This is a genomic window from Aeromonas sp. 5HA1 (assembly GCF_029237245.1).
Taxonomy (GTDB): Bacteria; Pseudomonadota; Gammaproteobacteria; order Enterobacterales; family Aeromonadaceae; genus Aeromonas; species Aeromonas salmonicida.
This window is the reverse complement of sequence record NZ_JAACFW010000009.1, coordinates 155,338-180,348: the sequence shown is the minus strand read 5'-3', so window position 1 is coordinate 180,348 and position 25,011 is coordinate 155,338. Positions and strand designations below refer to the sequence as shown.

Annotated in this window: 17 protein-coding genes and 1 pseudogene; 3 read left to right on the top strand and 15 right to left on the bottom strand. The window is 57.9% G+C overall.

Translation table 11 applies throughout. From position 1 onward, the window contains the following. From GWQ27_RS10670 to GWQ27_RS10640, 7 genes are all read right to left on the bottom strand, one after another. The coding region (locus GWQ27_RS10670) for a retention module-containing protein (protein WP_275907319.1) at positions 1 to 2,023 on the bottom strand (2,023 nt) is incomplete at its 3' end. 266 nt (positions 2,024 to 2,289) lie between these two features. Then, a complete protein-coding gene (locus GWQ27_RS10665; protein ID WP_275907318.1) occupies positions 2,290 to 4,215 on the bottom strand; it encodes an EAL domain-containing protein in 1,926 nt (641 codons plus the stop codon). Between the two features lie 3 nt (positions 4,216 to 4,218). Continuing rightward, positions 4,219 to 4,980 (bottom strand): transglutaminase-like cysteine peptidase, encoded by a 762-nt coding sequence (locus GWQ27_RS10660; RefSeq protein ID WP_111587659.1) that lies wholly within the window; start codon positions 4,978 to 4,980, stop codon positions 4,219 to 4,221. A 121-nt stretch (positions 4,981 to 5,101) separates the two neighbouring features. After that, positions 5,102 to 6,427: a TolC family outer membrane protein gene (locus tag GWQ27_RS10655; RefSeq protein WP_059113184.1), complete on the bottom strand. Its 1,326-nt coding sequence runs from the start codon at positions 6,425 to 6,427 to the stop codon at positions 5,102 to 5,104. Between the two features lie 35 nt (positions 6,428 to 6,462). Further along, entirely contained in the window at positions 6,463 to 7,881 is a 1,419-nt protein-coding gene (locus tag GWQ27_RS10650) for an HlyD family type I secretion periplasmic adaptor subunit (RefSeq protein ID WP_059113185.1), read from the bottom strand. Then, positions 7,874 to 10,018, bottom strand: a complete 2,145-nt coding sequence (locus GWQ27_RS10645; RefSeq protein ID WP_005314720.1) for a type I secretion system permease/ATPase — start codon at positions 10,016 to 10,018, stop codon at positions 7,874 to 7,876. The genes GWQ27_RS10650 and GWQ27_RS10645 overlap by 8 nt, the downstream gene beginning before the upstream one ends. A gap of 400 nt (positions 10,019 to 10,418) precedes the next feature. After that, entirely contained in the window at positions 10,419 to 11,354 is a 936-nt protein-coding gene (locus GWQ27_RS10640) for a TIGR01212 family radical SAM protein (protein ID WP_219598768.1), read from the bottom strand. A 600-nt stretch (positions 11,355 to 11,954) separates the two neighbouring features. Between GWQ27_RS10640 and gltB the strand changes: the two genes are divergently transcribed. Both gltB and GWQ27_RS10630 read left to right on the top strand, forming a co-directional pair. Further along, positions 11,955 to 16,412 (top strand): glutamate synthase large subunit, encoded by a 4,458-nt coding sequence (gene gltB, locus GWQ27_RS10635; RefSeq protein WP_275907317.1) that lies wholly within the window; start codon positions 11,955 to 11,957, stop codon positions 16,410 to 16,412. 12 nt (positions 16,413 to 16,424) lie between these two features. Then, positions 16,425 to 17,840: an FAD-dependent oxidoreductase gene (locus tag GWQ27_RS10630; RefSeq protein ID WP_275907316.1), complete on the top strand. Its 1,416-nt coding sequence runs from the start codon at positions 16,425 to 16,427 to the stop codon at positions 17,838 to 17,840. A 93-nt stretch (positions 17,841 to 17,933) separates the two neighbouring features. On the opposite strand, the gene GWQ27_RS10625 is transcribed toward GWQ27_RS10630, so the two are convergent. The 3 genes and pseudogenes from GWQ27_RS10625 to soxR form a co-directional block, all read right to left on the bottom strand. Then, positions 17,934 to 18,344, bottom strand: a complete 411-nt coding sequence (locus GWQ27_RS10625; RefSeq protein WP_345893541.1) for a nuclear transport factor 2 family protein — start codon at positions 18,342 to 18,344, stop codon at positions 17,934 to 17,936. A gap of 47 nt (positions 18,345 to 18,391) precedes the next feature. Next, positions 18,392 to 18,511, bottom strand: a pseudogene (locus GWQ27_RS10620) (methyltransferase); the annotation flags it as partial. Between the two features lie 62 nt (positions 18,512 to 18,573). After that, positions 18,574 to 19,053, bottom strand: coding sequence for a redox-sensitive transcriptional activator SoxR (gene soxR / locus GWQ27_RS10615; protein WP_058394131.1), 480 nt, complete (start codon positions 19,051 to 19,053; stop codon positions 18,574 to 18,576). 60 nt (positions 19,054 to 19,113) lie between these two features. Between soxR and GWQ27_RS10610 the strand changes: the two genes are divergently transcribed. Next, positions 19,114 to 20,109 (top strand): questin oxidase family protein, encoded by a 996-nt coding sequence (locus tag GWQ27_RS10610; RefSeq protein WP_275907315.1) that lies wholly within the window; start codon positions 19,114 to 19,116, stop codon positions 20,107 to 20,109. On the opposite strand, the gene GWQ27_RS10605 is transcribed toward GWQ27_RS10610, so the two are convergent. The 5 genes from GWQ27_RS10605 to speG all read right to left on the bottom strand — a co-directional run bounded on the left by GWQ27_RS10605 (position 20,106) and on the right by speG (position 24,923). Beyond that, complete coding sequence (locus GWQ27_RS10605) at positions 20,106 to 20,540, bottom strand: hypothetical protein (RefSeq protein WP_034282895.1); 435 nt, start codon at positions 20,538 to 20,540, stop codon at positions 20,106 to 20,108. The two genes, GWQ27_RS10610 and GWQ27_RS10605, sit on opposite strands and share 4 nt — an antisense overlap. Positions 20,541 to 20,589: 49 nt before the next feature. Beyond that, positions 20,590 to 21,630 (bottom strand): M35 family metallo-endopeptidase, encoded by a 1,041-nt coding sequence (locus tag GWQ27_RS10600; RefSeq protein WP_275907314.1) that lies wholly within the window; start codon positions 21,628 to 21,630, stop codon positions 20,590 to 20,592. A 405-nt stretch (positions 21,631 to 22,035) separates the two neighbouring features. Continuing rightward, complete coding sequence (locus GWQ27_RS10595; RefSeq protein ID WP_111587651.1) at positions 22,036 to 22,680, bottom strand: DUF2913 family protein; 645 nt, start codon at positions 22,678 to 22,680, stop codon at positions 22,036 to 22,038. Between the two features lie 139 nt (positions 22,681 to 22,819). Next, entirely contained in the window at positions 22,820 to 24,115 is a 1,296-nt protein-coding gene (locus tag GWQ27_RS10590) for a DEAD/DEAH box helicase (protein WP_005314664.1), read from the bottom strand. Positions 24,116 to 24,389: 274 nt separating this feature from the next. After that, positions 24,390 to 24,923, bottom strand: coding sequence for a spermidine N1-acetyltransferase (gene speG / locus GWQ27_RS10585; RefSeq protein ID WP_017413054.1), 534 nt, complete (start codon positions 24,921 to 24,923; stop codon positions 24,390 to 24,392). Between the last annotated feature and the right edge of the window lie 88 nt (positions 24,924 to 25,011).

The window sequence follows — 25,011 nt, the reverse complement described above, 5'->3', positions numbered from 1 at the left end:
CCAGACTGGTCCAGCTCTCGGAGCCATCGCTGTCACTGATGGTCACTGTGTTGGTCAACAGCACCTGCAGCCCGGCATCAGTCTCGGTACTCACCGCGTTCAGTGCCTGCGCATTGAAGTCGATGTCATGGCCAGCCGTGACCGTCACGGTGAAGTCCTGATTAGCCGCACCGCCCTCGTCCGTGGTCCCCGCTACATTGCCATTCACTACCCCGCTCCAGTCCGCCGGCAAGGTAAAGCCCGGCACACCCGCCACGCTCGTACCGCTCCAGCTGTAACTGCCCACCGCGCCAGCCACCCAGCCAGCCCCCATCACCGCACCTTCCGGCACATTGCTCAGGGTCACCGTCACGCCGGTCACCTCTTCCGAACCATCCGTATCCGTCGCATTGACACTCAACTGCGCCGCCAGCGACACCGCCACCGGGGCATCCGTTTCACCCAGCACCAGGCTGGCCGCACTGACACTGATGTCCCCTTCCACATTGATGGTGACAGTCCCGCTGCTGTTGGCGCTGCCCTCGTTGGTGGTCGCCACCACCGTGTAACCAATCGGCGCACCGCTGTTGGTCGCGCTGCCCGCTACCCCAGCCGTGGAGTAGTCCGCCGGGAACACCAGCCCAAACGCACCCGGCAACGCCCCGCCGGTGACCGTCACCGTCAGCACGTTACCCACCAGGGTGCCCCCCACCGCCGTGGTTCCCGCCGGCAGGTTGTCAAAGGTGTACACCAGACTGGTCCAGCTCTCGGAGCCATCGCTGTCACTGATGGTCACTGTGTTGGTCAACAGCACCTGCAGCCCGGCATCAGTCTCGGTACTCACCGCGTTCAGTGCCTGCGCATTGAAGTCGATGTCTCCCAAAGGGGTAACATTGATGGTCAGCACTGAGGTAACTGTGTCTTCTCCATCGGTTACCAGATAGCTAACCGGTGGAACAGCGCCGGAAAAATCAGGAGATGGAGTAAACGAGAAACTGCCATCGCTGTTAATAATCAGCGTACCAATCCCTTCTTGAGTCGTGGTGGTTCCTGCCGCAATACCAAGCACATCCCCCCAGCTATAACTCACTACGCTGGCCCCCTGCGGCCCATCGGGATTTACTGTGTTACTCAATACGTTACCCAAGACAGATGTGTCTTCTGCGATGGAGAACGCCTCATCACCATCACTCAGGTCATTTATCGGGTCTATGGTCAAGGTCAACGTAGAGGTCACGGTATCTACTCCGTCGGTTACCACATAGGTAACAGGCGGAACCGCACCATCATAGTTGGGTGCAGGCGTGAAGGTGAAACTGCCATCGGAGTTGACGATGAGGCTGCCGATACCATCAATCGTGACGCTCGTACCGGCAGTCACATTGATATTGTCCCCCCAACTGAAGATCGGCACCGATGCAGCTTCAGGGCCATCCGTATTGACGGTGTTGGTGAGCACATTGCCATTGAGCACTCCACCCTCAGAAACCGTCAGCTGCTCTCCCTCATCACTCAACTCATTGGTCAGCAGTGGCTCTGCGAGTTGCTCTGTATCCACCACAGGCTCAGTTTGATAAGTGGTGTCAAATCCGGCTGCGGCAATGGTTGCATCACCCGTTCTATCAATGGTTACAAAACCGCCATTACCACTGGCACCGGCGACTCCACCAATGCCACCGCCCCCACCAGCAGCGGGTGCCCCACCGGCAGCAGAAGCCTCAAAGTTTTGTGTCGGGTCGATACCTTGCAAGATCGACTGTTGCAATGCCGCGATTTCGGGGGAGGTAGCTGTGCCATCATCTGGCACTTGTTGCAATCCCGGTACAGGCACATCCGGGGCGGAGGAGTCTGGCGCGGTGGCCGTAGGAGAATCGTCATAGGGAGCCAATAACAGCTTGGCGTCATCTGCGATGTTGAGCCTGGCACCAGGCTGCAGAATTTCACCTTTCTGCAGCGGGCGGCTGCTACCATCAGCCAGCAAAATTTGAGCATTGCCTTCAATAGAAGACACCACCACGGTTTTGTCGATCACTTGAGTACGCATATCCATTGCTCCAACATGACAGATCTTGATGTCTACACCATAGATACCCGTCCCCCTGGCTTCCGTTGCAAAAATGTATAAGGTTGGTTCAAACCAAGAGCAATGCCGCCCATTAAATCGAAGGGTCTTTTTTATATTATTGAATCAATCACTTAATTAGGATTCGAGTAAGGCCTTAGCAGATTTGCCATTAAAAAACTCCAAGCTTATTTATATTTCGCATAAAAAAAAGGCCCCTATGGGGCCTCACTGTGAATACCGATTGCTCAGGGCAAGGGAAATGCAGGGTGTACGAAGCCCTGATAACCATCGATATGCAGCTTGGAAAGCAGCTCGACCTGATGCTGATCCTCAACACGGGTTGCGATGGTAGTCACACCTGCATTGTGGGCGGCGCGACAAACCGCGGCCAGGAAAGAGGTGTCGGCCCCCGGCTCCATGACCTGACTGGTATAACCATGGTCGACCTTGACATACGCCGGAGCCAGCTCTTCCAGATAACCCAGAGACTGGAAGTGACGGCCATAATGGTCAACCCCCCACTGGAATCCATGCTCCTGCAAAGTATTCACCAGCGCGGTCACATGTTCCTTGTGCTTCATGATGGCGGCTTCCGGTATTTCAAACAGCAAAAGATCCTTCAACTCTGCATGGGCTGTCAAGTACTCCGTCAGCCAGGTCAGAAACTCGTCAGAGCAGAGGGAACCTACCGTGATATTGATGGCGAGAACCAAGTCTGATTGCTGTTTAAGCAAAGGAACGCAGGCATCCAATACCGCCTGATCAAATTCACTCCCCAACTTGAATTGTTCGATGGCTGGCAAGAACTGACCCGCAAAGTAGTCGGTTCCATCCCTCGAAATAGAGGCAAACAATTCAGCATGCAACCGCACCCCATTGTCGAATCGGCAGGCCGGTTGAGCCTTGAAGCGCCACAAGTGCCGTGAAATGGCATCTTGCACCAGATCGCGCCAAGCCAGGCGCCCCATCATTCCCTGATCTGTGCCCCCTTCCATGACCACGGCGCCACGGCGTTCGTTTCGGGCCTTGCCAAGCGCATTATCGGCTTTGGTCAGCAAGGCGGAGAGATCGTCATTGCCATCACGCCCCGCAATACCGATGACGGAGAGGGCATCTCCTTCACCCATCGGATTAACGACCAGGTCGGCAATTCGGCTGTTGATAACCTCCGCCAAGTCTTTCAACTGGGTCAGATCATCGGTTGGACAGAGCAGCGCATATTCAGTCGCAGAGATCCGCGCCAAAGCCGCGCCATCCCACCCCTTCAACTGATCCTTCAAGGTCTGGGCGATGGACTTGACCATGTTGTCCCGCGCGTCAAACCCCTCTTCGCGGTACAAATCATCGAGCATGTCAACCGCCACCAGCATGACACCGCCTTGTCCTGCCTCGGCAATCCAGGCGTTGACCTGACCGACAAAATAGGCCCTGTTGCCCAGCCCGGAAACCGCATCCACATAGACCCGCTCCCGCAGTTTTTCAGCTTCATCGGCTTGCTCTTTGAACTGCAGTGCCAACTTGCTGGAGAGGGTATTGATGGCCTGCACCACCTGCTTCAATTCGTGGGTTTTGGGCTCTGGAATGGCGTGACCGAAATGGTGAAGTTCAATCTCCACCGCCTGCTCGCAAATCTGTTTGAGTGGCTTGAGCAGATAATTCAATGCCCTCATCAGCAAAATGGTAGTGATTAAAAAACCGATCAGGAACCAGCTTGCCAGTTCGCTCATACCCCGCCACAGCTCGTAATAGGCTTGCCCAGGGTGGCCCACCACTTTCAGTTTGCCCAGTTGCAGCCAGCCGGATGTCAGAATTGACTCGTTGGATACTTCGGGAAACAACCCCAAGCCGATAAACCATTGCGGCACGCCCTGAATGTTGCTGGTGTTCTCTTGCTCGATGACATCTTTGGACGCCAGCAGATCCAGTCGGATCAACTGATAATAGCCGCCATCGAATATGGCCTGGATGACAGACTCAGCTCCCACCTTGTCACCGTTTTCCAAATACGGGGTCAGCGCCAACCCAAGCGAGGTGGCGGTATTGATGACGGTGGTTTCCTGCTGCTGGGCCAGATAGGTTCGGGTCGAATTGAACTGCACCCAATAGGTGGCTGCAAACAACAAGCCGAACAGGATCAACATGGTTGCCAATAATTGTCTGTAGAGCGTCATAGGTTAATCATCCAAATTCACCACAGGCCGAGCCAATCGCCCGGAAGTCATGCGATTGCGTAAATCAGTCCATAATCCCAAGCGTGACGACTGCCCGGCCAGTTCCCCTTGACCACGCGCCTTCATCAACCACAAGTGACTACCGTTAAAGCTGTATATCGGCACCAAATCCCTGCGCTGGCTGGCAGGACGGATCGAGCCGATCAAATTATCCAAAATCACAGGTTCGGAGGACGGAGTGTCATAGTAGGCAACAACCATATGAAACTGGTTATAATCCAATGCCTTGACATACACCATCCGCATTTTCTCATCGGGAATGCCAAGCTCCAGCAGGGTAAAGTATTTTGAAATGCTGAAGTCTTCGCAATCACCGCCGGCCGCCCCCAGAAATTCCAACGGGGTGGCCCAGTAATCTTTCTTGCGCCACAACTTGATGTCATCAATGAAGCGCATTCGATTAAAAAACTGGTTTACCTTCTCCAGTTTCTGGCGTTCATTCAGCCCGGCTGCACGATTCTGCATGACCAGCGTACGCCAGCTTGTCACGCGCTTGCCTGCCCTGGCCCCATAGGTTTCCTCGGCGCGTTGGACCAGCTTGAGGTCTTCGGGTGTCAAAGGTTGACTGGCGGAGAGGAGGAGCGGAAGCGAAACCAGCAACAACCACAGTGAGTAACGCAGCCAGCGAGCGCGCAAAAGCAGACCCAACCCCGAGGCTGACGCCCAGCTGCAACCGCTTGCCTTCCACCACACCGTCACACTCATCCCATGGGCATCCAATGACTGTCACTGCACCGGCCAAGCATCAGACCGTTAGAGACAAGGGATGGTAGCAGCACAGCTGCGACCATCCCTTTCACTCGCATCAAACCTGATGCGTTCTCCATTACCGTTTAGCTTGCCATTCGGCCGGCTGCTGCACGTTAAACGCGTTGAGCAAACTGCCTGTCGCGTTGAGGATGCGATAATCCGCCAGCAGGGCGTCATACTCGGCCGTGATGTAACTGCGGCGCGCCTCGAACAGTTCGTTCTCGGTGTTCAACACGTCCAGCAAGGTACGCTGACCCAGACCAAACTGCTTCTTGTACGCCTGTACAGTGTCATAGCTGGCGTCAACGTGCTCTTTGAGGAAGGTCTTCTGCTTGGTCAAAGACTCTTTGGCGTTCCAGGCCAGACGCGTTCCCTCTTCAACCTGACGGAAGGCATTCAGGTGAATGTCTTTCGCCTGGGAGTACAGGGATGAAGCAGCCTTGCTCTCTGCCAGATCAGAACCACCGCGGAACAGGTTGTAACGCATCCGAACCATGGCAGTCAGATCATCGTTGCGTCCCTTGACCGCATCGATATCCTCATTCCAGTTCTGATCCACTTCGAACGTGACGTTCGGATAGAAGCCGGATTTGGAGCCTTCATGCTGATACTTGGCCGCTTCGATATCCTGCAGGGAAGAGAGCAGGGTCGGATGCACTTCGGTGGCCGTTTTCAACGCGGCATCCAGACTGGCTGGAATGAACTGTCCATCGGGAACCGGTTGAACCAGATCCTTGGGCATCTCGTTGACAACGCGAATGAATTCGCTCTCGGCATCGCGATAGTTGTTCTCGGCGGCAGCCTGGTTGGCATAGGCTCTGGCAACCCGACCATCGATCTGGGTCTGGTCCGCAGTAGAGCCCAGGCCAGAGTCGGTCCGCTTGCTGATGTCGCTGCGGATCTGCTCATGGGTTTCCAGGTTCTGCTTGGACAGCTCCAGGATCTCCTGCTGACGCAACATGTTGAGGTAAACCTCAGCCACGCGCAGCGCCGTGTTCTCTGCCTCGGAAATCATGGCCAGACGCTGGGCGCTGGCTTCGGCATCGGTCCGGGCCACGTTGCTGCTGACATTGAAACCGTCGAACAGCATCTGGCGCAGACTGATCCCGGCCTCTTTACGGGTCATGGAGTCGTCAATATTGCTATTGGCGCCCGCGGCACGGGTGGAGGGGCTATCGGTCTTTTCATAACCGACACCACCGCGCAGATCGATAGTGGGGTAGTAACCACCTTTGGCTCCATCATGCTGATACAGTCGTGCCTGATAGAGATCAAAAGCTTCCTTGATTTTCGGATGGGTAGCCAGTGACTGTGCCACTGACTGTTCCAGCGTTTGAGCCTGGGTAAGGCCCGGGAACAGCACGGCGCCACTTACTAACATGGCAACAATCGTCTTCTTCATGGTATCTCCAGTCATGTTGTTTTTAGATTGTTGGCTTATCGTTCTCTCAGTGCCGACTGTTTCGCCCGTAATATCGGCTTAAGCAAATAGTCTAGGACACTTTTTTTACCAGTAATAATATCTGCACTGGCTAACATACCGGGGATGATGGGAAGTGCGTTAAGCTCATCGCCCAAGTAACTCTTCTCGGTGCGGACACGAACCAGATAAAAGGAGTTCCCCTCCTCATCCTGGATCGAGTCAGCACTTATCTGTTCGACCTTTCCATGTAGTCCTCCATAAACGGTGAAGTCATAAGCAGTGATCTTGACCACGGCATCAAGCCCTGGCCGCAAGAATGCGATGTCTTTCGGGGAAACCTTGGCCTCTACCAGCAAGGTGTCTTCCAGCGGCACGATTTCCATCAAATCCATACCCGGTTGCACCACCCCCCCCAGCGTATTGATCTTGAGTTTCTTGATGGTGCCTTTGAGGGGCGCAATGACGCTGGTCCTGTCGACCCTGTCTCGCAGCCCGACCTGCCCTTCCGACAACTGTCTCAATTTACCCTGAAGTTCGTTGAGCTCAGTCTGTGAGTCAGCACGGAACTTCAATGCAATGTCGTTGCGCTTGGAAATGCTTTCTCTCAGCACAGAGTTGAGTTTGGGAATAATAAGCCGGTTGCTCTCCAGCTCTCCCTGCATCTCGTTGACCTGGCGTTCCAGCTTGATGAGCTCTACCTGGGGGACTATCCCTTCTTTGGCCAGTGGACGACTGATGTTCAATTCCTGCCGGGCCAGATCAACACTGCGCCCGACGGTTCTTATCTTGGCATTGAGCTCGATCAGCTCCTGCTCTTTCTGCTCGATCTGCTGGCCAAGTATATAGAGCTGGTTATTCAGGCTATTAAGTCGTTCATCCTGAACCGACTTTTCACGGGCAGCATATTCGGCAAAGACATTTTCAAAGCCCTCGGGAAAGTCGATGGGTTGTTTGTCGATGAGCACCTGCTCACGCCAGCTCAGGTTCGGCCCTGTCTTGACCACCACGCTCTTAATCTCGGCCCTTAGCCGGGCGATCCCCCCCTTGAGGGTCACCAGCTCTTGTTCACGCTCACGGAAATCAGAGCGAAAACGGGTGTCATCGATACGCAGCAGCGGCTGCCCCTCTTCGACTATGTCCCCCTCCCTGACGAAGATCTCCTTGACGATCCCCCCTTCCAGGTTCTGGATCACCTGCAACTGACGGGACGGGATGACTTTGCCCTGCCCGACCGTCACTTCATCCAGCTCGGCCCAGGCAGCCCAGACGATGGCGCTCATGAAGAACAGAAAACAGGCCCACAACAATACTCTGGCCCGGGTCGGGGTACTCAGCAGGACGGCAGCGGCGCCATCATCGACAAACTCCAGATGTTCGGGTGCAGGCAGCACTGTATCGGACGGCGACTTCTTGAACAGGCCAAATTTAGCCATTGGACGCCTCCTGCACTCGCACCTTGCCTTCCTTCAACTGTTGCAACACTACATCTTTGGGTCCATCTGCCACTATCTGCCCCTGCTCCACGACGATGACCCGCGATGCGACATCAAGCATGGAGGTCTTGTGAGTAATGAGGATAAGGGTGGTTTCCGGTCCCAGTCGTGCCAGCTCATGCTTGACCTGCATCTCTGACTGGTTATCCATGTTGGAGGTGGGTTCGTCCATCACCAGAATGGGGGGATCGTTGAGCAAAGCACGTGCCAGCAGGATCGCCTGACGCTGACCGCCGGATAGCTGACGTCCCCCTTCCCCTATTTGTCTGTCCAGACCGTTAGGGTCACGGTTGGTAAAGTTGGTGACACCGGCCCGTTTGGCCGCACGCAGCACACGCGCATCGTCCACCAGCGGATTGCCCAGCATGATGTTGTCACGCACAGAGCCGAAAAACAGGGTCACATCCTGAGGGACACAACCTATGTTGCGCCGGATCACAGATGCGGGCAGCTGATCCAGTTCGAACCCGTCGAGACGGACCGAACCATCTGTGGGTCGATACAACCCCATCAGAATCTTTTCGAGAGTGGTCTTGCCTGCCCCGATCCGACCTATGATGGCCACCTTCTCACCCGGCTCAATACGCAGATTGATATTGTGCAGCGTGCTCGTCTCCATCCCCGGATACTTGAACGACACATTATCAAATTCAATGCGCCCGGAGATGATGGGGTGGTGAATGTACTGCTTGCCTTCCTCCTGCTCACCCGGCGTCATCATTATTTTCTCCAGGATCTCCAGCGCGGACTTGGCCTGGTTGTAACGAGTGGAGAGCACGGAGAGTTGCACCATGGGGGCGATGGCGCGGCTGGAAAGCATGACGGCGGCAATCATGCCCCCCATGGTGACCAGCCCTTCCGATATCTGGTAGACACCGACGATCACCAGGCCCACGGTTACCACCTGCTGGATATAGCTGGCCAGGGAGGACATGGAGTTGGTGATGCGGCGAGTCTGCACGCCCCAGGTAGAGATGTGGGATACAGCCTGTTCCCAGCGATGCTGGAACATGCTCTCGGCGCCGAAGATCTTGACGGTCTCCAGTCCGGAAATACTCTCGATGAGGTTGGCATTTTTCTGGGAGGCGAGGCGCGAACCCTCTTCGATGGATTGCTTGAGCGGCGCCTGAATATAGAAGCTGTAAATAATCAGGATCAGCATGGCGACGATGGGCACGACCACCATGACGCCGGCAAACAACCAGATAATGAAGAGGAAGAAGACCGCAAACGGCAGATCGATGAGGGTCGAGACAGTGGCCGAGGTGAAAAACTCCCGTACCGACTCAAACTCTTGCAGGTGTTTGGCAAAAGCACCGGTGGAAGCCGGTCTCGACTCCATACGCATGCCCATCACCTTGGCGAAGATCTTGGCCGACAGCAATACATCGGATTTCTTGCCCGCAATATCAATGAAATAGCTGCGCAGCTGGCGCATCACAAAATCAAAGGTAAACACCACCATGGCGCCTACCGCCAGCACCCAGAGTGACTCGAACGCCAGGTTGGGCACGATTTTGTCATAAACGTTCATGGTGAACAGCGGACTGGCCACCGCAAACAGGTTGATCAAAATGGAGGCAATCAGCACATCCCGATAGATGCCGCGGGATTCAAACAGCGTGCTCCAGAACCAGTGACCATCACGGGTCTCCAGTACCTTGGGAGAGCGGTCATCAAACTTGAACTGCTTTTTGACAAAGAAGAGCCGGCCCAGATATTCGTCACCCAGTTGGGCAACGCCGAGCCACTGGGCGGCATCACCCGCCTGAGGAAAAATCACCTTGCCCTGGGTTCTGTCTTCGTTCCACTCCAGCAGTATGCAGGCACCACCGTTTCGCATCTGCAATACGCAAGGCAGCAACAAGGATGAGATGTCGGCAAGGGGCTGGATCACTTCACGTGCTGAAAGTCCCCCCCGCTCTGCTGCGCGGCTGAACAGGTTCGGAGTCAGCAAGCCAGATACCAGCGGCAGTCCGGTCGTCAGGGCATCCTTGCTGTTGGGCACGCCATAAAAGCGGGTCAAAAAGACCAGACATTCCAACAGCTCATCAATACGGTTCGTTTCTGCTTGCATAGCATCCTGTCACTGCTTGAATAGGTCGGCCGTCATCATCACGCATCTGTGGTCACACATGGTTGCATGACGCGCGCACGCTCGTGGAATAAACATCAGGATCCCACAGCATAGAGATCAACAGCCTGATAAACGTTAAGCACAGGTAAATGACACTGGATATCATCATCAGACCTGAGAGGCATTACGCCCAAAGACGGTACGGCATGAAAGTGCTTGATAGCGACACAAGATGGCGCCATGTCTGATATATCCCGCCAAAATTGGAAACAACACACGCTTATTGATAATGATATCTTTTCCAAGCGGAATACTATATCAAGACAATTTTACCGAAACTATACCGCAAAGACTGAATTTCATCTAATAACCCTCTGTTTTTTTGACGAAATTTGATTGCTTACTCTATATGGTCAGAAAGGGAGAAGGGCCGTCCCAGACTGTGTCCCTGAGCACCGGAGCGGGCCAGTTCACTAGCAATCCCTGCCATGGCTGTCCAGCGATTTTCGCACCAGACCGGTGCCAACAGGGTCGGTCGGCGGGCAGAGGCAGAGATGCGATGATAGACCACCTCGGGAGGGGTGTGCTGGATCATGGCCACTGCCGCTTCAACATATTGATCCAGTGACAACACCTCCAGCCGCCCTGCCTGCCACGCCTTGCCGAGGGTGCTCCCCTCCACCACATGGAGCGGATGCAGCTTGATCCCCTCGACCCCGGTCGCCACGATGCGATGCAGGGTATCGAGGCTATCCATCGGCACCTCCCCCGGCAGGCCGACGATCAGATGGGCACAGACCTTGATGCCGCGCTGATGGGCCCGCGCAACCGCATCGGCATAGGCGGCGTAACCATGACCGCGATTGATGCGCTGCAAGGTCTTGTCATTGGCACTTTGCAGCCCCAGCTCCAGCCACACCTCATAGCCACGGGCCTGATACGCCGCCAGCAGGTCCAGCACCGCATCCGGCACGCAATCGGGGCGGGTACCGACACACAAACCCACCATGTCACTGACTGACAACGCCTCTTCATACATGCGTTGCAGGTACTCGACCTCGGCATAGGTGCTGGTATAGGCCTGAAAGTAGGCGAGATAGCGTTTGGCACGGGTCACTTCATCCCGGCGCGCCAACAGTTGCTGCACCACGGAAAGCTGCTGGGCCGACTCGTCGGCAAAAGAGGAGACATTGCAAAAAGTGCAGCCACCACGGCCCAGGGTGCCGTCCCGGTTGGGGCAGGTGAAAGCGCCGTGAATAGAGAGCTTGTGGATCTTCTGGCCGTGGCGTTGCTTGAGATCCTGACCGAATGTATTGACGAGTTCGTGTAACTGCATGACACCTCCGCTAAAGGAGCGTCATTGTACGAGCTTGCAAAAACAGGGCGCTGAGCTGGATCAAGGGAGGGGAAGGTCAGAAAACATATAAATATTCACCAATATCTGGATAAATATCAGCAAGCGGGTCGTTGTTGATGCTTTCGAAACCCTTACACCAAACACAGCATGCGCAATCCTGATGAATAACAGTTAGCTAACCACCTGTTAGGCAATGAAAATTCACGCATAGACTCACTGACGACAAAAGCAAGACTCGTGGTGCGTAATTGTGATCTCTCCCCACCACTTGCCTGATGAATTGGTAAAATTACTACAAATCCCCTCCCCCACTGAGTCAACCAACAAAAGCCCACATATCAACATTAAATACTGTAAAAATAAAAACTGCCAGAGCAATCACCAATTCAAGCCCCATATATACCCGCACTCCAACATTTTGTTATGACATTGTAATAATGAAAACAGCCGGGATGTTCAATTGACCTTGCCGAAAAATCCCATTAGTTTGGAGATTCGCCACGTCAGGCGGACGGAACCACAAGAGCCAATCGCAATTTATGCAGTTTGCGATGCAAGGCCGAGCAAGGGAGAAATGCAATGTCACTATATGATCCAAAGCTGGAGAGGGATAACTGTGGCTTCGGCCTGTTGGCCCACATGGAAGGTGAAGCCAGCCACAAGCTTGTCCGTCTCGCGATGTCAGCATTGGCTCGCATGCAGCACCGCGGCGGTATCTCCGCCGACGGCAAGACCGGCGATGGTTGCGGTCTGTTGCTGCAAAAACCGGATAGCTTCTTTAGAGCCGTCGCCGAAGAGAAAGGATGGCATCTGGGCCGCAAATACGCGGTCGGCATGCTGTTTCTCAACCCGGACCCCGTATTGGCCCAGCAGACTCGCGACATCATCGACGAGGAGCTGGAAAGAGAGACCTTGAGTCTGGTCGGTTGGCGCAAGGTGCCCATCGATACCAATGTGCTCGGTCCCATCGCCAAAGCCTCCCTGCCCAGTATTGAACAGGTCTTTGTCAATGCGCCGCCAGGCTGGGTCGACAAGGATCTTGAGCGCCGCCTCTATATAGTGCGTCGCCGTATCGAAAAGCGCATCAGCGACGACTACTTCTACGTGGTCAGCCTCTCCAACCTGGTCACCGTCTATAAAGGACTGTGCATGCCGGTGGATTTGCCCCACTTCTATCTGGATCTTGCCGACATTCGCCTGCAATCGGCCATCTGCGTGTTCCACCAGCGTTTCTCCACCAACACCAGCCCGCGCTGGCCGTTGGCGCAGCCGTTCCGTTATCTCGCCCACAATGGCGAGATCAACACCATTGCTGGCAACCGCCAGTGGGCCAAGGCCCGCAGCTACAAGTTCGCGACCCCGCTCATTCCGGATCTGCAAGAGGCGGCGCCCTTCGTCAACACCACGGGCTCCGACTCCTCCAGCCTCGACAACATGCTGGATCTCTTCCTGGCCGGTGGCATGGACTTGTTCCGTGCCATGCGCCTGCTGATCCCGCCTGCATGGCAAAAACATCCGAACATGGATGACGACCTGCGCGCCTTCTACGACTTCAACTCCATGCACATGGAGCCCTGGGATGGTCCGGCCGGCATCGTCATGACCGATGGCCGCTATGCCACCTGCGCACTGGACCGTAACGGCCTGCGTCCGGCCCGCTATGTCATCACCAAGGACAAGTTCATCACGCTCGCGTCTGAGGTCGGTACCTGGGACTACACCCCGGATGAAGTGCTGGAGAAGGGCCGGGTCGGCCCGGGCGAGCTGTTCGTGGTGGATACCAGCAACGGCAAGGTGTGGACCAGCTTCGAGATCGACGACGATCTCAAGAGCCGTCACACCTACAAACAGTGGATGGACTCCCATTGCAAGCGGCTGGTGCCGTTCGAGCAGATGGATGACGCAAGCACGGGAGCCCGCGAGTTCTCGGACGATCAGCTCAAGACCTATCAGAAACTGTTCGGCTACTCCTACGAGGAGCTGGATCAGATCATTCGCGTGCTCGGCGAGAACGGTCAGGAAGCGGTGGGCTCCATGGGAGATGACACCCCGATGGCTGTGCTCTCCTCCAGCCAGCGCACCCTGTATGACTACTTCCGCCAGATGTTCGCCCAGGTGACCAACCCGCCGATCGATCCCCTGCGGGAAAACCACGTCATGTCACTGGCTACCTGTATCGGTCGCGAGCAGAACGTCTTCAACGAGACCTTCGGCCACGCCCACCGGGTACTGTTCCAGTCGCCGATCCTGCTCTACTCCGACTTCCACCAGTTGCTTGCGCTGGAAGGGGAACACTATCGCCATCAGGTGATCAGCCTCAACTTCAGGCCCGAAGAGGGACTGGAAGCAGCCTTGGTGCGCATCTGCGAAGAGGCCCAGACTGCCGCCCGCAACGGTACTGTGCTGCTGATCCTGTCGGATCGGGACGTCAGTGCCGACACACTGCCCATTCCCGCCGCCATGGCGGTAGGCGCGGTGCAGCGCACCCTGGTGGACAACAATCTGCGCTGCGACGCCAATATCCTGGTGGAGACCGCCAGCTGCCGCGACCCGCACCACTTCTCGGTACTGCTGGGCTTTGGCGCCACCGCCATCTACCCCTATCTGGCTTATGAAACCCTCGCCAAACAGGTCGAGGAAGGCGTACTCAAGATGAGCCTGCGCCAGGCCATGCTCAACTACCGCAACGGCATCAACAAGGGCCTCTACAAGGTGATGTCCAAAATGGGCATCAGCACGGTCGCCAGCTATCGCTGCTCCCAGCTGTTTGAAGCTGTGGGCCTCTCCAGTGCCGTGGTCGCCATGTGCTTCCGTGGTGTATCCAGCCGTATCCAGGGCGCCGATTTTACCGATATCCAGCAGGATCAGTTCAATCTGGCCCGCCTGGCCTGGTTGCAACGCAAGGCCCTCACTCAGGGTGGCCTGCTCAAGTTTGTCCACGGCGGCGAGTATCACACTTACAATCCGGATGTGGTGCAGACCCTGCAAACCGCGGTGCGCTCCGGCAACTATGCCGATTACAAGGAGTATGCTCGGCTCGTGAACGAGCGCCCTGTCTCTACCCTGCGCGATCTGCTTGCTCTGAAGAAGGTCGACAATCCGGTAGACATCAGCGTAGTGGAGCCAGCAGCCAAGCTGTTCCCCCGCTTCGACTCCGCTGCAATGTCTATCGGCGCCTTGGGCCCTGAGGCGCACGAAGCGCTGGCAGTGGCCATGAACCGCCTCGGCGGTCAGAGCAACTCCGGTGAAGGCGGTGAAGATCCCAAGCGTTTTGGTACAGAGAAAAATTCCCGTATCAAGCAGGTGGCTTCGGGGCGCTTTGGCGTCACCCCCCACTACCTGATGAACGCGGACGTGGTGCAGATCAAGGTGGCCCAGGGCGCCAAGCCCGGTGAAGGGGGTCAGCTGCCCGGTGACAAGGTTACCGCCCAGATAGCCAAGCTGCGCTATTCCGTGCCTGGCGTGACCCTGATCTCGCCGCCGCCGCACCACGATATCTACTCCATCGAAGACCTGGCCCAGCTCATCTTCGACATCAAGCAGATCAACCCGGACTGTCTGGTGTCGGTCAAGCTGGTCTCCGAGCCCGGTGTCGGCACCATCGCCTGCGGCGTGGCCAAGGCCTATGCCGACTTCATTACCGTCTCCGGCTATGACGGTGGCACAGGCGCAAGCCCGCTGACTTCGGTCAAGTATGCCGGTTCCCCCTGGGAGCTGGGCCTGGCGGAAACCCAGCAGGCGCTGGTTGCCAACGGCCTGCGCCACAAGGTGCGGCTGCAGGTGGATGGCGGTCTCAAAACCGGCCTCGACATCATCAAGGCCGCCATCCTCGGTGCCGAGAGCTTCGGTTTTGGCACTGGCCCCATGGTGGCGCTCGGCTGCAAATACCTGCGCATCTGCCACCTGAACAACTGCGCCACCGGCGTCGCCACCCAGGATGAGAAGCTGCGCCGCGAGCACTTCACCGGCTTGCCGGAGATGGTGATGAACTACTTCAAGTTCATCGCAGAAGAGACACGCGAACTCATGGCTCAGCTGGGGGTCACCCAGCTGACCGATCTCATCGGTCGTACCGATTTGCTGGAAGCCCTGCCAGGCCTCACCGCACGTCAGGCCAAGCTGGATCTCTCCGGTATTCTGGCAAGTCCGGTGGCGCCGGCAGGCTCCAGCCTGTTCAGCCAGCAGCACAACCCCACCTTTGACAAGGGACCGCTCAACTTGCGGATAGTGGACGATCTGCTGGAGGCGGTGGAGCACAAGTCGGGCGGCGAGTTCCGTTACGACATCCGCAACACGGATCGCTCTGTGGGGGCCCGTCTGTCGGGCGAGATCGTCAAGCGTCACGGCAACCAGGGCATGGCGGCCGATCCGGTGAAGGTTCACTTCAACGGCACAGCAGGCCAGAGCTTCGGCGTCTGGAACGCGGGTGGCCTCGAGATGATACTCACGGGTGATGCCAACGACTACGTGGGCAAGGGCATGACTGGCGGCAAACTGGTGGTCAAACCCCACGTCGGCGTGGCATTCAAGTCCCACGAAGCCGCCATCATTGGCAACACCTGCCTCTATGGCGCCACCGGCGGCAAGCTGTTTGCGGCCGGTACGGCGGGCGAGCGCTTCGCGGTGCGCAACTCAGGGGCCCTGGCCGTGGTAGAGGGGATAGGCGACAACGGCTGTGAATACATGACAGGCGGTATCGTAACCATCCTCGGCACCACTGGCGTCAACTTCGCGGCAGGCATGACAGGTGGTTTTGCCTACGTGCTGGATGAGTGCGGCAACTTTGCCAAACGCACCAACCCCGAGCTGGTCGAACTGCTGGACGTGGCGACACTCGCCATCCATCAGGAACACCTGCGCGGCATCATAACGGCGCACCTCAATGAGACTGGCAGCTCGCGCGCCGAGGAGATCCTGGCCAACTTCGACTCCTATGTGCCCAAGTTCAGGCTGATCAAGCCCAAGTCCAGCGACGTCAAGTCCCTGCTTGGCCACACCAGCCGTTCCAGTGCAGAACTCAGAATCCAGGCGCAATAAGGAGGGAACCCTATGAGCCAGAACGTATTCCAGTTTATCGATGTCCAGCGGGTCGACCCGCCCAAGAAGCCGCTCAAGATCCGCAAGATCCAGTTTGTGGAGATCTACGAGCCCTTTAACCAGGCCCAGGTCGGTATGCAGGCGGATCGCTGCCTCGACTGCGGCAACCCCTATTGCGAGTGGAAATGCCCGGTCCACAACTACATTCCCAACTGGCTGAAACTGGCCAATGAGGGGCGCATCCTGGAGGCGGTGGAGCTTTCCCACCAGACCAACAGCCTGCCGGAAGTGTGTGGCCGCGTCTGCCCGCAAGACAGGCTGTGTGAGGGTGCCTGTACCCTGAACGATCGCTTCGGCGCCGTGACCATAGGCAATATCGAGAAATACATCACCGACAAGGCATTCGAGATGGGCTGGCGCCCGGATCTCTCCAACGTGGTGAAAACTGACAAGCGGGTCGCCATCATAGGTGCAGGCCCGGCCGGGCTCGCCTGTGCCGATGTGCTGGCACGGGGTGGTGTCAGCGCCGTGGTGTTTGACAAGTATCCGGAAATTGGCGGCCTGCTCACCTTCGGCATTCCCTCCTTCAAGCTGGAAAAAGAGGTGATGCAGCGCAGACGCGAGATCTTCGAGGATATGGGCATCGAGTTCCGCCTCGAGACCGAGGTGGGCAAAGATGTCACCTTCGCCGACCTGCTGGGCGAGTTCGACGCCGTCTTCCTCGGGGTCGGCACCTACAAGTACATGAAGGGTGGCTTCGAGAATGAGACGGCCCCCGGTGTGTACGATGCCCTGCCCTATCTCATCTCCAACGCCAACCGGCTGCTGGGCTTTGAGAAGGCGCAGGCCGATTACATCAACTTCGCCGGCAAGCAAGTCGTGGTGCTCGGTGGTGGCGATACCGCCATGGACTGCGTGCGTACCGCCATCCGTCAAGGTGCCGCCAAAGTCATTTGCGCCTATCGCCGCGATGCCGAGAACATGCCGGGCTCCAAGCGGGAAGTGAAAAATGCCCGGGAGGAAGGGGTGGAATTCATGTTCAACCTGCAGCCCATCGGCGTCGAGCTGGATGCTGATGGCCAGACCTGTGGCATCAAGATGGTGAGCACTGAACTCGGTGCGCCCGATGCCAATGGCCGTCGCAATGCGGTAGTGATAGAGGGTTCAGAGCAGGTGCTGGCTGCCGATGCGGTGGTGATGGCGTTTGGCTTCCAGCCCAACCCCCAGCCCTGGATGCAGGAGTTTGGCATAGCGCTCGACAACCGGGATCGCATCCAGGCCAGCGAGCAGGCTGACTACCCCTTCCAGACCAGCAACCCCAAGGTATTCGCCGGTGGCGATGCAGTGCGCGGTTCCGACCTGGTGGTGACCGCAATCTACGAAGGTCGCAAGGCTGCCGAAGGGATCATGGACTATCTGGCCGTCTGATCCGCCGTCCGTCATCGCCTTTGTGCCAACAAACAGCCCCGCATCTGCGGGGCTGTTTTTTAGGTGACATACGCGCGCCAGCTGACGGATGCATCAGGCCGGTTGCGGCTCCCGGGGAATGGGGGTCACCCAGGGGCGACGCCAGCGGGGTGCCTCGTAGAGATCAGGCCAGAACTCGGTCTGACGCGAGATGACATTGCCGCGCACTGTGTGAAAGGTAATGGCGCGAGCCTGCACCTCACCATCGGTGATCAACACCTCGGTCACGACTTCACCGCCCTGCTCCAGTAGCCTGACCACGTCAAAACTCCAGGGGCCTGCCGCCGGATAGCGGCGGTTGATCTCGACAAAGTTGCAGCGCCCCTCGATGCGCTCCCCCGACTGCGGCCAGTCGCAGATAAAATCATCGCCGAGCCAGCGGGCCGCCCTCGAAAAATCATTGCTTTGCATGGCCTGCCAATAGGCCTCTACCACTGCTTTTGGTTCCATGGTTATTAACTCCATGCTCACTCTCCCGACAAACTCACCACCAGCCACTCCCCCTTGCACCCCGCCAACAACTCGCCGGTATCGCGGGTGATATTGAGCATCTTGCTGCCACGGGTCGGCTGCGCATCATCGTTGCGCTCGCCAAACTGTTCCAACTCCCGTTTAAGCTGTTGCAATGCCATGTCTCCTCCTTGCTCATTACTCAGGTCGCCCAGTGCATGGCATGCCAGGTCGACTCTCATGTTTATTGTTCTTCTGATCCCGGATCGGATGGCGGCACATCCCCCAGCAGATAACGGGGGCCGGCGCCCTGTCCGGCCACCTGATCATCCGGGTTGTAAAGGGCGCAGTGCTCAAGGGACAGGCAACCACAACCAATACAGGAGGTGAGCTTGCCTTTGAGCTGCACCAAAGCCTCGATGCGCTGATCAAGCAGGCCCTGCCACTGGCTGGCTATCTGCTCCCAATCGCTGCGATCCGGCGTGCGGCCATCTGGCAAGCCGGCGAGGGCATCGGCAATCTCGCCAAGGCTCAACCCCATCCCCTGCGCCACCCGGATGAAAGCTATCCGGCGCAGCGCATCCTGCGGATAGAGGCGCTGGCTGCCATCGCTGCGCACGCTGCTGATCAATCCCTTCTGCTCGTAAAAACGCAAGGCACTGGCATTGACCCCGGCGCGCTTCGCTATCTGACCTATGGCTAACCACTTGCGATCCGTTTTCACCCTTGACCTCAAGTTAGCTTTAACTTGCACAATCCTGTCTCCCCTCGCAAAAGGAGTCAAATGATTATGCACCATCTTCACCACTTGCTTGATGCCAACCGGGCTTTTGCCCTCAACGGCAAAGGCACCACCAACCACTGCCCCATGGCGCTGCACGCCCTGCATGAGATGGGTGCAAGCCCCCGCCAGTTGCAGCATTTCTTCGATCATTGGCAGACAACCCATGCGCTGCCGAGCGGGGAAACAAGTCAGGATGAGGATGAAATCCGTTTCGTACGACTGCGTCAGCAGTTGGCAGACCGGATTGCCGCCGAGGGCTGGTTGCCTATCTTCGAGACCTTGCTGGCCCGGCGCTTCTCACCGGCGGGAGGCGCCTTCCATCCTCTTATTCGCTTCGCCTGTGCCCTGGAAAATGGTCATGTGGGAGAGCAGGCTGCGGCACTGGCCGCCTGGCAGTGCAGTCCCCTGATACTGCCGGTCGGGGAAGGCGCACCGGCCCGGGATGTCGCCAGCCTGCTGGCCGGGCTCTCCGAACAGTGGGAGGGTGCGAGCTGGCAGGGCGAGTGGATCACGGGTCGATTGCAGCAGGTGGCAGAGGCGCCGCGCTGGCCGGGCGCGCTGCCGCAAACGCTCGCCGAGTCATCGTCTGTTTTGACACAACTGGCCGAGGTGGCCCTGCCGCTCTATTGGCAAACCAGCAATTTCACCGTGCTGCACATGGTGACCGGCAGCCGGGCCGCAGCCATTGTCGCAACGCAGTTGCCCAGCGAGTGGCAAGGGCAGTGGCAGACCTTGATGTGGCAGGCGGTGGCGGCGGCTTATATCACGGTCGGGGCTCCGCACCTGCGTCCCCAGACATGGCCCGCCTGCAACGGATTATCCTGGCAGCAAGTGTTGGAGCGGGCGCTCGCCAGTCTGGACGATCATGTGATCAAGCTGGTGCACTGCTGCTGGCGGGAACAGGCAAGCAGACCCGGCGATGCATCCCGCTATCTGGCAGTCGCGGCCCGCGCTGTGGGGCTGCTGAACGCAGCAAACGGGCGTGACGCCGCTTAGGGTGCCGCCAACCGGGTAAAACTGATGGCGGGGCAGCTGGGGGCGACCCCCTGGGTCAGGGTCAAGGGCTGGGCGCGATAGCTGAGGTGATAGAGGCCTGGCCGGGACAAATCATAGACCTGGGTCAGATCTGCATCCGCCTGGCTCTGCTGACCCGCCCCCAGAATGAAGAAGTCATCGGCACCGGGTTCGCCACGCTTGGCGAGCGGTCCTTTGTAAACCAGCGGCTGATTGTCGAGGGTGAGATCGATGGCATCGGCGAACCAGCCTTCGAACGGGGTGAACCAGCTCAACACCTCGAGCGGCCCCTCCCCCTTGTTGGTCAAGGTCATCACCAGGGGCAAGGGCTCGTTCACCCGGCTGTGTGCCTTGACCGACAGTTCACACTGCAGGGGAGCGAGCGCGAGGGTGGTGAGCAAGAGTGTCATCATGGAGCCTCCTTCAGCATCAAAAAGGGGCCTTGCGGCCCCTGTCAGCGGATCAGTTTTCGCTCGGGGTATTCTCGGCGAAGTATTCATGATTGTCGGCGTTGTTGAGCGCCTTGACCGGATCCGTCTTCGCCAGATTGCGGGCATTGGCCTGACCGTAACCCAGATCGTCGGTGCCTGCCACCACGTTGAAGTGACTCAGCTCATGGACTATGGTGCCGGCACGGGAATCGGTCCCGGTGACGGGCGCCGTCCAGAAGCTCTTGCACAGATAGACTTTGTAGGGTTGATCCGGATAGACATAGGCGAAGTAGCTCTGCTTGCAGCTGCAGTCAAAGGTGAGCGGCTTGTTGTCAATGGCATCCTTGATCTTGCTGAAGTTCGTCTCGGCCTGATCCCAACGGGCACTGCTATAGGCCCCGAACCAGCTGCGATAGCGCTGGCCATCGGGCTTGTCGACCGCCAGATAGCTGCTGGCGTTGTTGCTGATGCCACTGGCGGCATCCAGCGCCGTCAACAGATCGCTCTTCTGGGTGTTGGTGCAGCGTCCGCTGAAACTGACAGAACCGGCAACAGCCTGGGGCTCGGCGGCGGCCACCTTGGCCTGGACCCGCTCATCGTTCACTCCCTCCACCCACAGGGTGATGGCGTTGGACTCGCTCGCCTGGGCCTGTTTGGCCTTGGCGGCCTTCGCCTCCTGCGGTACGGTCGGCAGCTGATAGCGGATGCTGTACTGACCCTGAGCACTCATGTCATAGAGACCCGACACTTCCGCCTGCACCGTCAGACTCTGGCCAGCCTTGAGCAGCTGAAAATCCTTGTCGGTTGGCGCCGCACGTTTGATCAGCGCCCCCTCATAGCTGACCGGTTGACCATCCCGCTCCACCAGAAACAGGGGGGCATCGTCGCTGCCCGGCAGTTGCCACTTGAGCAGACGGATGGGCTTGTCAGCCGTGTTGGTCAATGTCAGGTTGACGCGCACGTCGTCTGTGCTGCCATCCACCAGGGTGAGTTGGGCATCGAGCCCGGCAGCGCAGAGCGGAGAAGCCAGCACACCGGCCAGCAGCAAGGCTATTGGAGTCACTTTCATCATGTTTCCTCATTCATTGAGTGTCGCCATCAGGCGGTTTGCTTCCTTAAGGCCCTCTTTGGGGCCCACTCACCCTAGAGCAGAAATTTTCCACCACCATCCCACCATATGGGTGACGCCCCCCATCAGAGGGGGGGGGCAAGATGAAGACGCACAACCATGCGACACATTTCGAACGACAAAACGGGAATCCGCTGGCCGTATCACGCAGCCCCTTTGGTTCTTGTAAAAGGTTCTTGTAAAAGGTTCCTGTAAAAGGTGCTTGTAAAAAGGTTCCTGTAAAAATTTTGCTTGCTCTCGCCTCACCAGGCCAAGCCCGCCAGCACCATCACTGGCGCATAAAAAACCCCGGCGCCAGGCCGGGGTTTGGGAACAACATTTGGGAACAACAGGGGAAGAGGCTCGCCGTCAGGCTTTCGCCTCGGCCAGCAGCGCCAGCGCGGGCTGCAAGTTGGCGGGCACCAGACGGTACGCCTTGTGATGCTTGACCAGAGTGACCTTCTTGTTGCCCTGGCTCAGCAGCAGACCATGGTGAAAGGCCGCTTGCGCCAGCCTGGCTTCATCACCACGCACGTACAGGGTCAAGGGTTTGATCAGCTCACCCTGCACTATGTGCTCGCCATATTCGCAACTGGAGATCACCAGACTGGATTGGCCCTGTCCCTGCAAGCGCAGCTTGGCGTTCACCTCGCTGTCGGTAAACACCAACCAACCCGCAGCTTCCAGCTCGGCCAGCAGGGCGGCAAGCCTGGTGCCGAGCTGTTGTGAGTCCGCTTGCACCCGGGCGTACTGGAAGGCGATGCGCTCCAGCAGGCCCTTGAGATCGGCACCGGCCCCCAGAGTACGGCCCTGCTGGATCCAGCCTTTCAGATCCTCCATCACCAGACGGGAGAAACGCTTCTCCTTGAGGGAGTCCGCCATCCAGGTGCAGAGAAAATGGCTCTCCTGGGCGGGGGTGCGCTTGCCCACCTTCTGCTCGGCGGTGCGCGCCAGCTCGGCAAGGCTCTGGGTGGCCATGTCGAGCAGGGCCTGATTGTAGTTGGGAGGTGTCATCACGAGTCCTCAGAGAGACGGGCACAGGCCAGGGGCCGGGTCATCAACAGCATAAAGGCGCCAGTGGCGCCTTTATATACAAAATCACCCCTCCGGGCCTGCCCTGACAAGGGGAAGGCCGGGACGGGGTTGGGCGCGCTTATTTCGGCTGGCGCGGCTTCTTCATTGCCGCCAGACGCTTGAGGCGCTGACCCTGCAACTTGGCTTCGGCCATGGCCTGGGCGGCGGCGTTGTCTTCACGCTGGGGACGCTTGCCGAAGCGACGACGCTCCTGCAACTGCTTGATCAGCTCGTCACGGTTGCCCACTTCGTAGCCCTTCGCCATGACACGGCGGATCTTCTGGCCGATCAGCGCCTCGATCTCGAGCAGGGTGCGCTCTTCTTCGCGGCTGACGAAGGAGATGGCCATGCCGCTCTTGCCGGCACGGCCGGTACGACCGATGCGGTGCACGTAATCTTCGGCCAGGAACGGCAGATCGTAGTTGACCACGTACTGCAGATCCGGGATATCCAGACCACGGGCGGCCACTTCGGTGGCGACCAGTACCCGCAGCTTGCCTTCGGTGAATTCGCGCAGGGCGCGGCGGCGGCTGCCCTGGGCCTTGTCACCATGTACAACGGCAGACTTGATGCCATCCAGGTTCAGCTCGGCCACCAGCTCGTCACAGCTTTCGCGGGTACTGGCAAACACCAGCACCTGCGGCCAGTTCTGCTTGCCGATGAGCTCGGAGAGCAGCTCGCGCTTGCGCTTCTGCTCCACCGGATAGACGGTGTGAGTAACGGTATCGGCGGTGGAGTTCTGCTTGTTGACGCTGATGATCTGCGGCTTGTCCAGCATGACGTTGGCCAGCTTCTTCACCCCGTCGGAGAAAGTGGCGGAGAACAGCAGGTTCTGGCGCTCCTTGTTGACCGCTTGCAGGATCTGCTGCACATCGGCGCTAAAGCCCATGTCGAGGATGCGATCCGCTTCGTCCAGCACCAGACACTCGACGCCGGACAGGCTGAGGTTGCAGGCGGTCAGGTGCTCCAGCAGACGACCCGGGGTCGCCACTATGATGTGAGCACCCGCTTTCAGCTTCTTGGCCTGCACATCCTGCTTGCCGCCGCCAACGAGCGTCAGTACGGTGACATCCAGGTACTTGGCAAAATCATTGATGTTGCTCGCCACCTGGGCCGCCAGCTCGCGAGTCGGGGTCAGGATCAACACGCGGGCATTGGACGGCTGCAGCTCGGCCGGCTTGTCCACCAGGCGCTGCAATATCGGCAGGGCGAAGGCGGCAGTCTTGCCGGTCCCCGTCTGGGCGCTGGCCAGCACATCGAGACCGCGACGGATAGTCGGGATCGCCTGGCGCTGCACAGGGGTCATCTCCTGATAACCGCAATCTGAGACAGCACGCAAAATCTCGGGGGCAAAATCGAACGATTCAAATCTCATAATGGGTTCCTGTGTTCCAGCTGGACTGTGTTTGGCTTGCGGCTCGGCGTAGGCGAGGCGGAGGTTGATACCACCGGTGGCTGCGTCCGACATCAAGTCAGAAAATGAGCCGGAAAATGGCGGGCGCGAAGTGTAACAGATAGGCATCACAAATTCTGCCTCAAATGGCCTGAGTTTTTATCCTGTCACGAGAAAGGTGCCGACAAAGAGAGCCGCATCACTGGCATCGGCCAGTGCAGCCCTGCCCCCATCGGCACCAGAATGTCAGGAAACGTTAGACCCTGTTGGCAGCATTTGCCTGAAAATCACGCTGAAACAGACACATGCGAATGGCGGTGCGATATTTGCCATCGATGAAGAACTCCTCTTTCAGCTCCCCCTCCGGCGCGAACCCCAGCGACTGATAAACGTGTCGCGCCTTGGCATTGTCACTGTCAACGATGAGATACAACTTGTGCAGATTCAGCACGTTGAAGGCATACTTCATCGCCTTCAGGGTCGCTGTCTTGGCATAGCCCAGCCCCTGATAGGCGGGGGCTATGATGATCTGAAACTCGGCGCGGCGGTGGATGCTGCGAATATCCACCAGCTCCACCAGGCCAACATTGGTGCCCTCCACCTCCAGGATGAAACGGCGTTCTTGCTGATCGTGGATGTGCTTGTCATAGAGCTGGGCCAGCTCCATGTAAGCCTCGTAAGGCTCCTCGAACCAGTAACGCATTATGCTGGCGTTGTTGTTGAGCTGATGTACGAATTTCAAATCCTCCCGCTCGAGGGGACGAAGGCTCAGGGTGTCACGACATGGCATAAAGTACCTGCTTGATGGTTGATGGGCGGCATTGGCGGCCCGCCTGGGCCTAGCCAATGCCATTGGTAAATCAATGGAGAACCCGGGG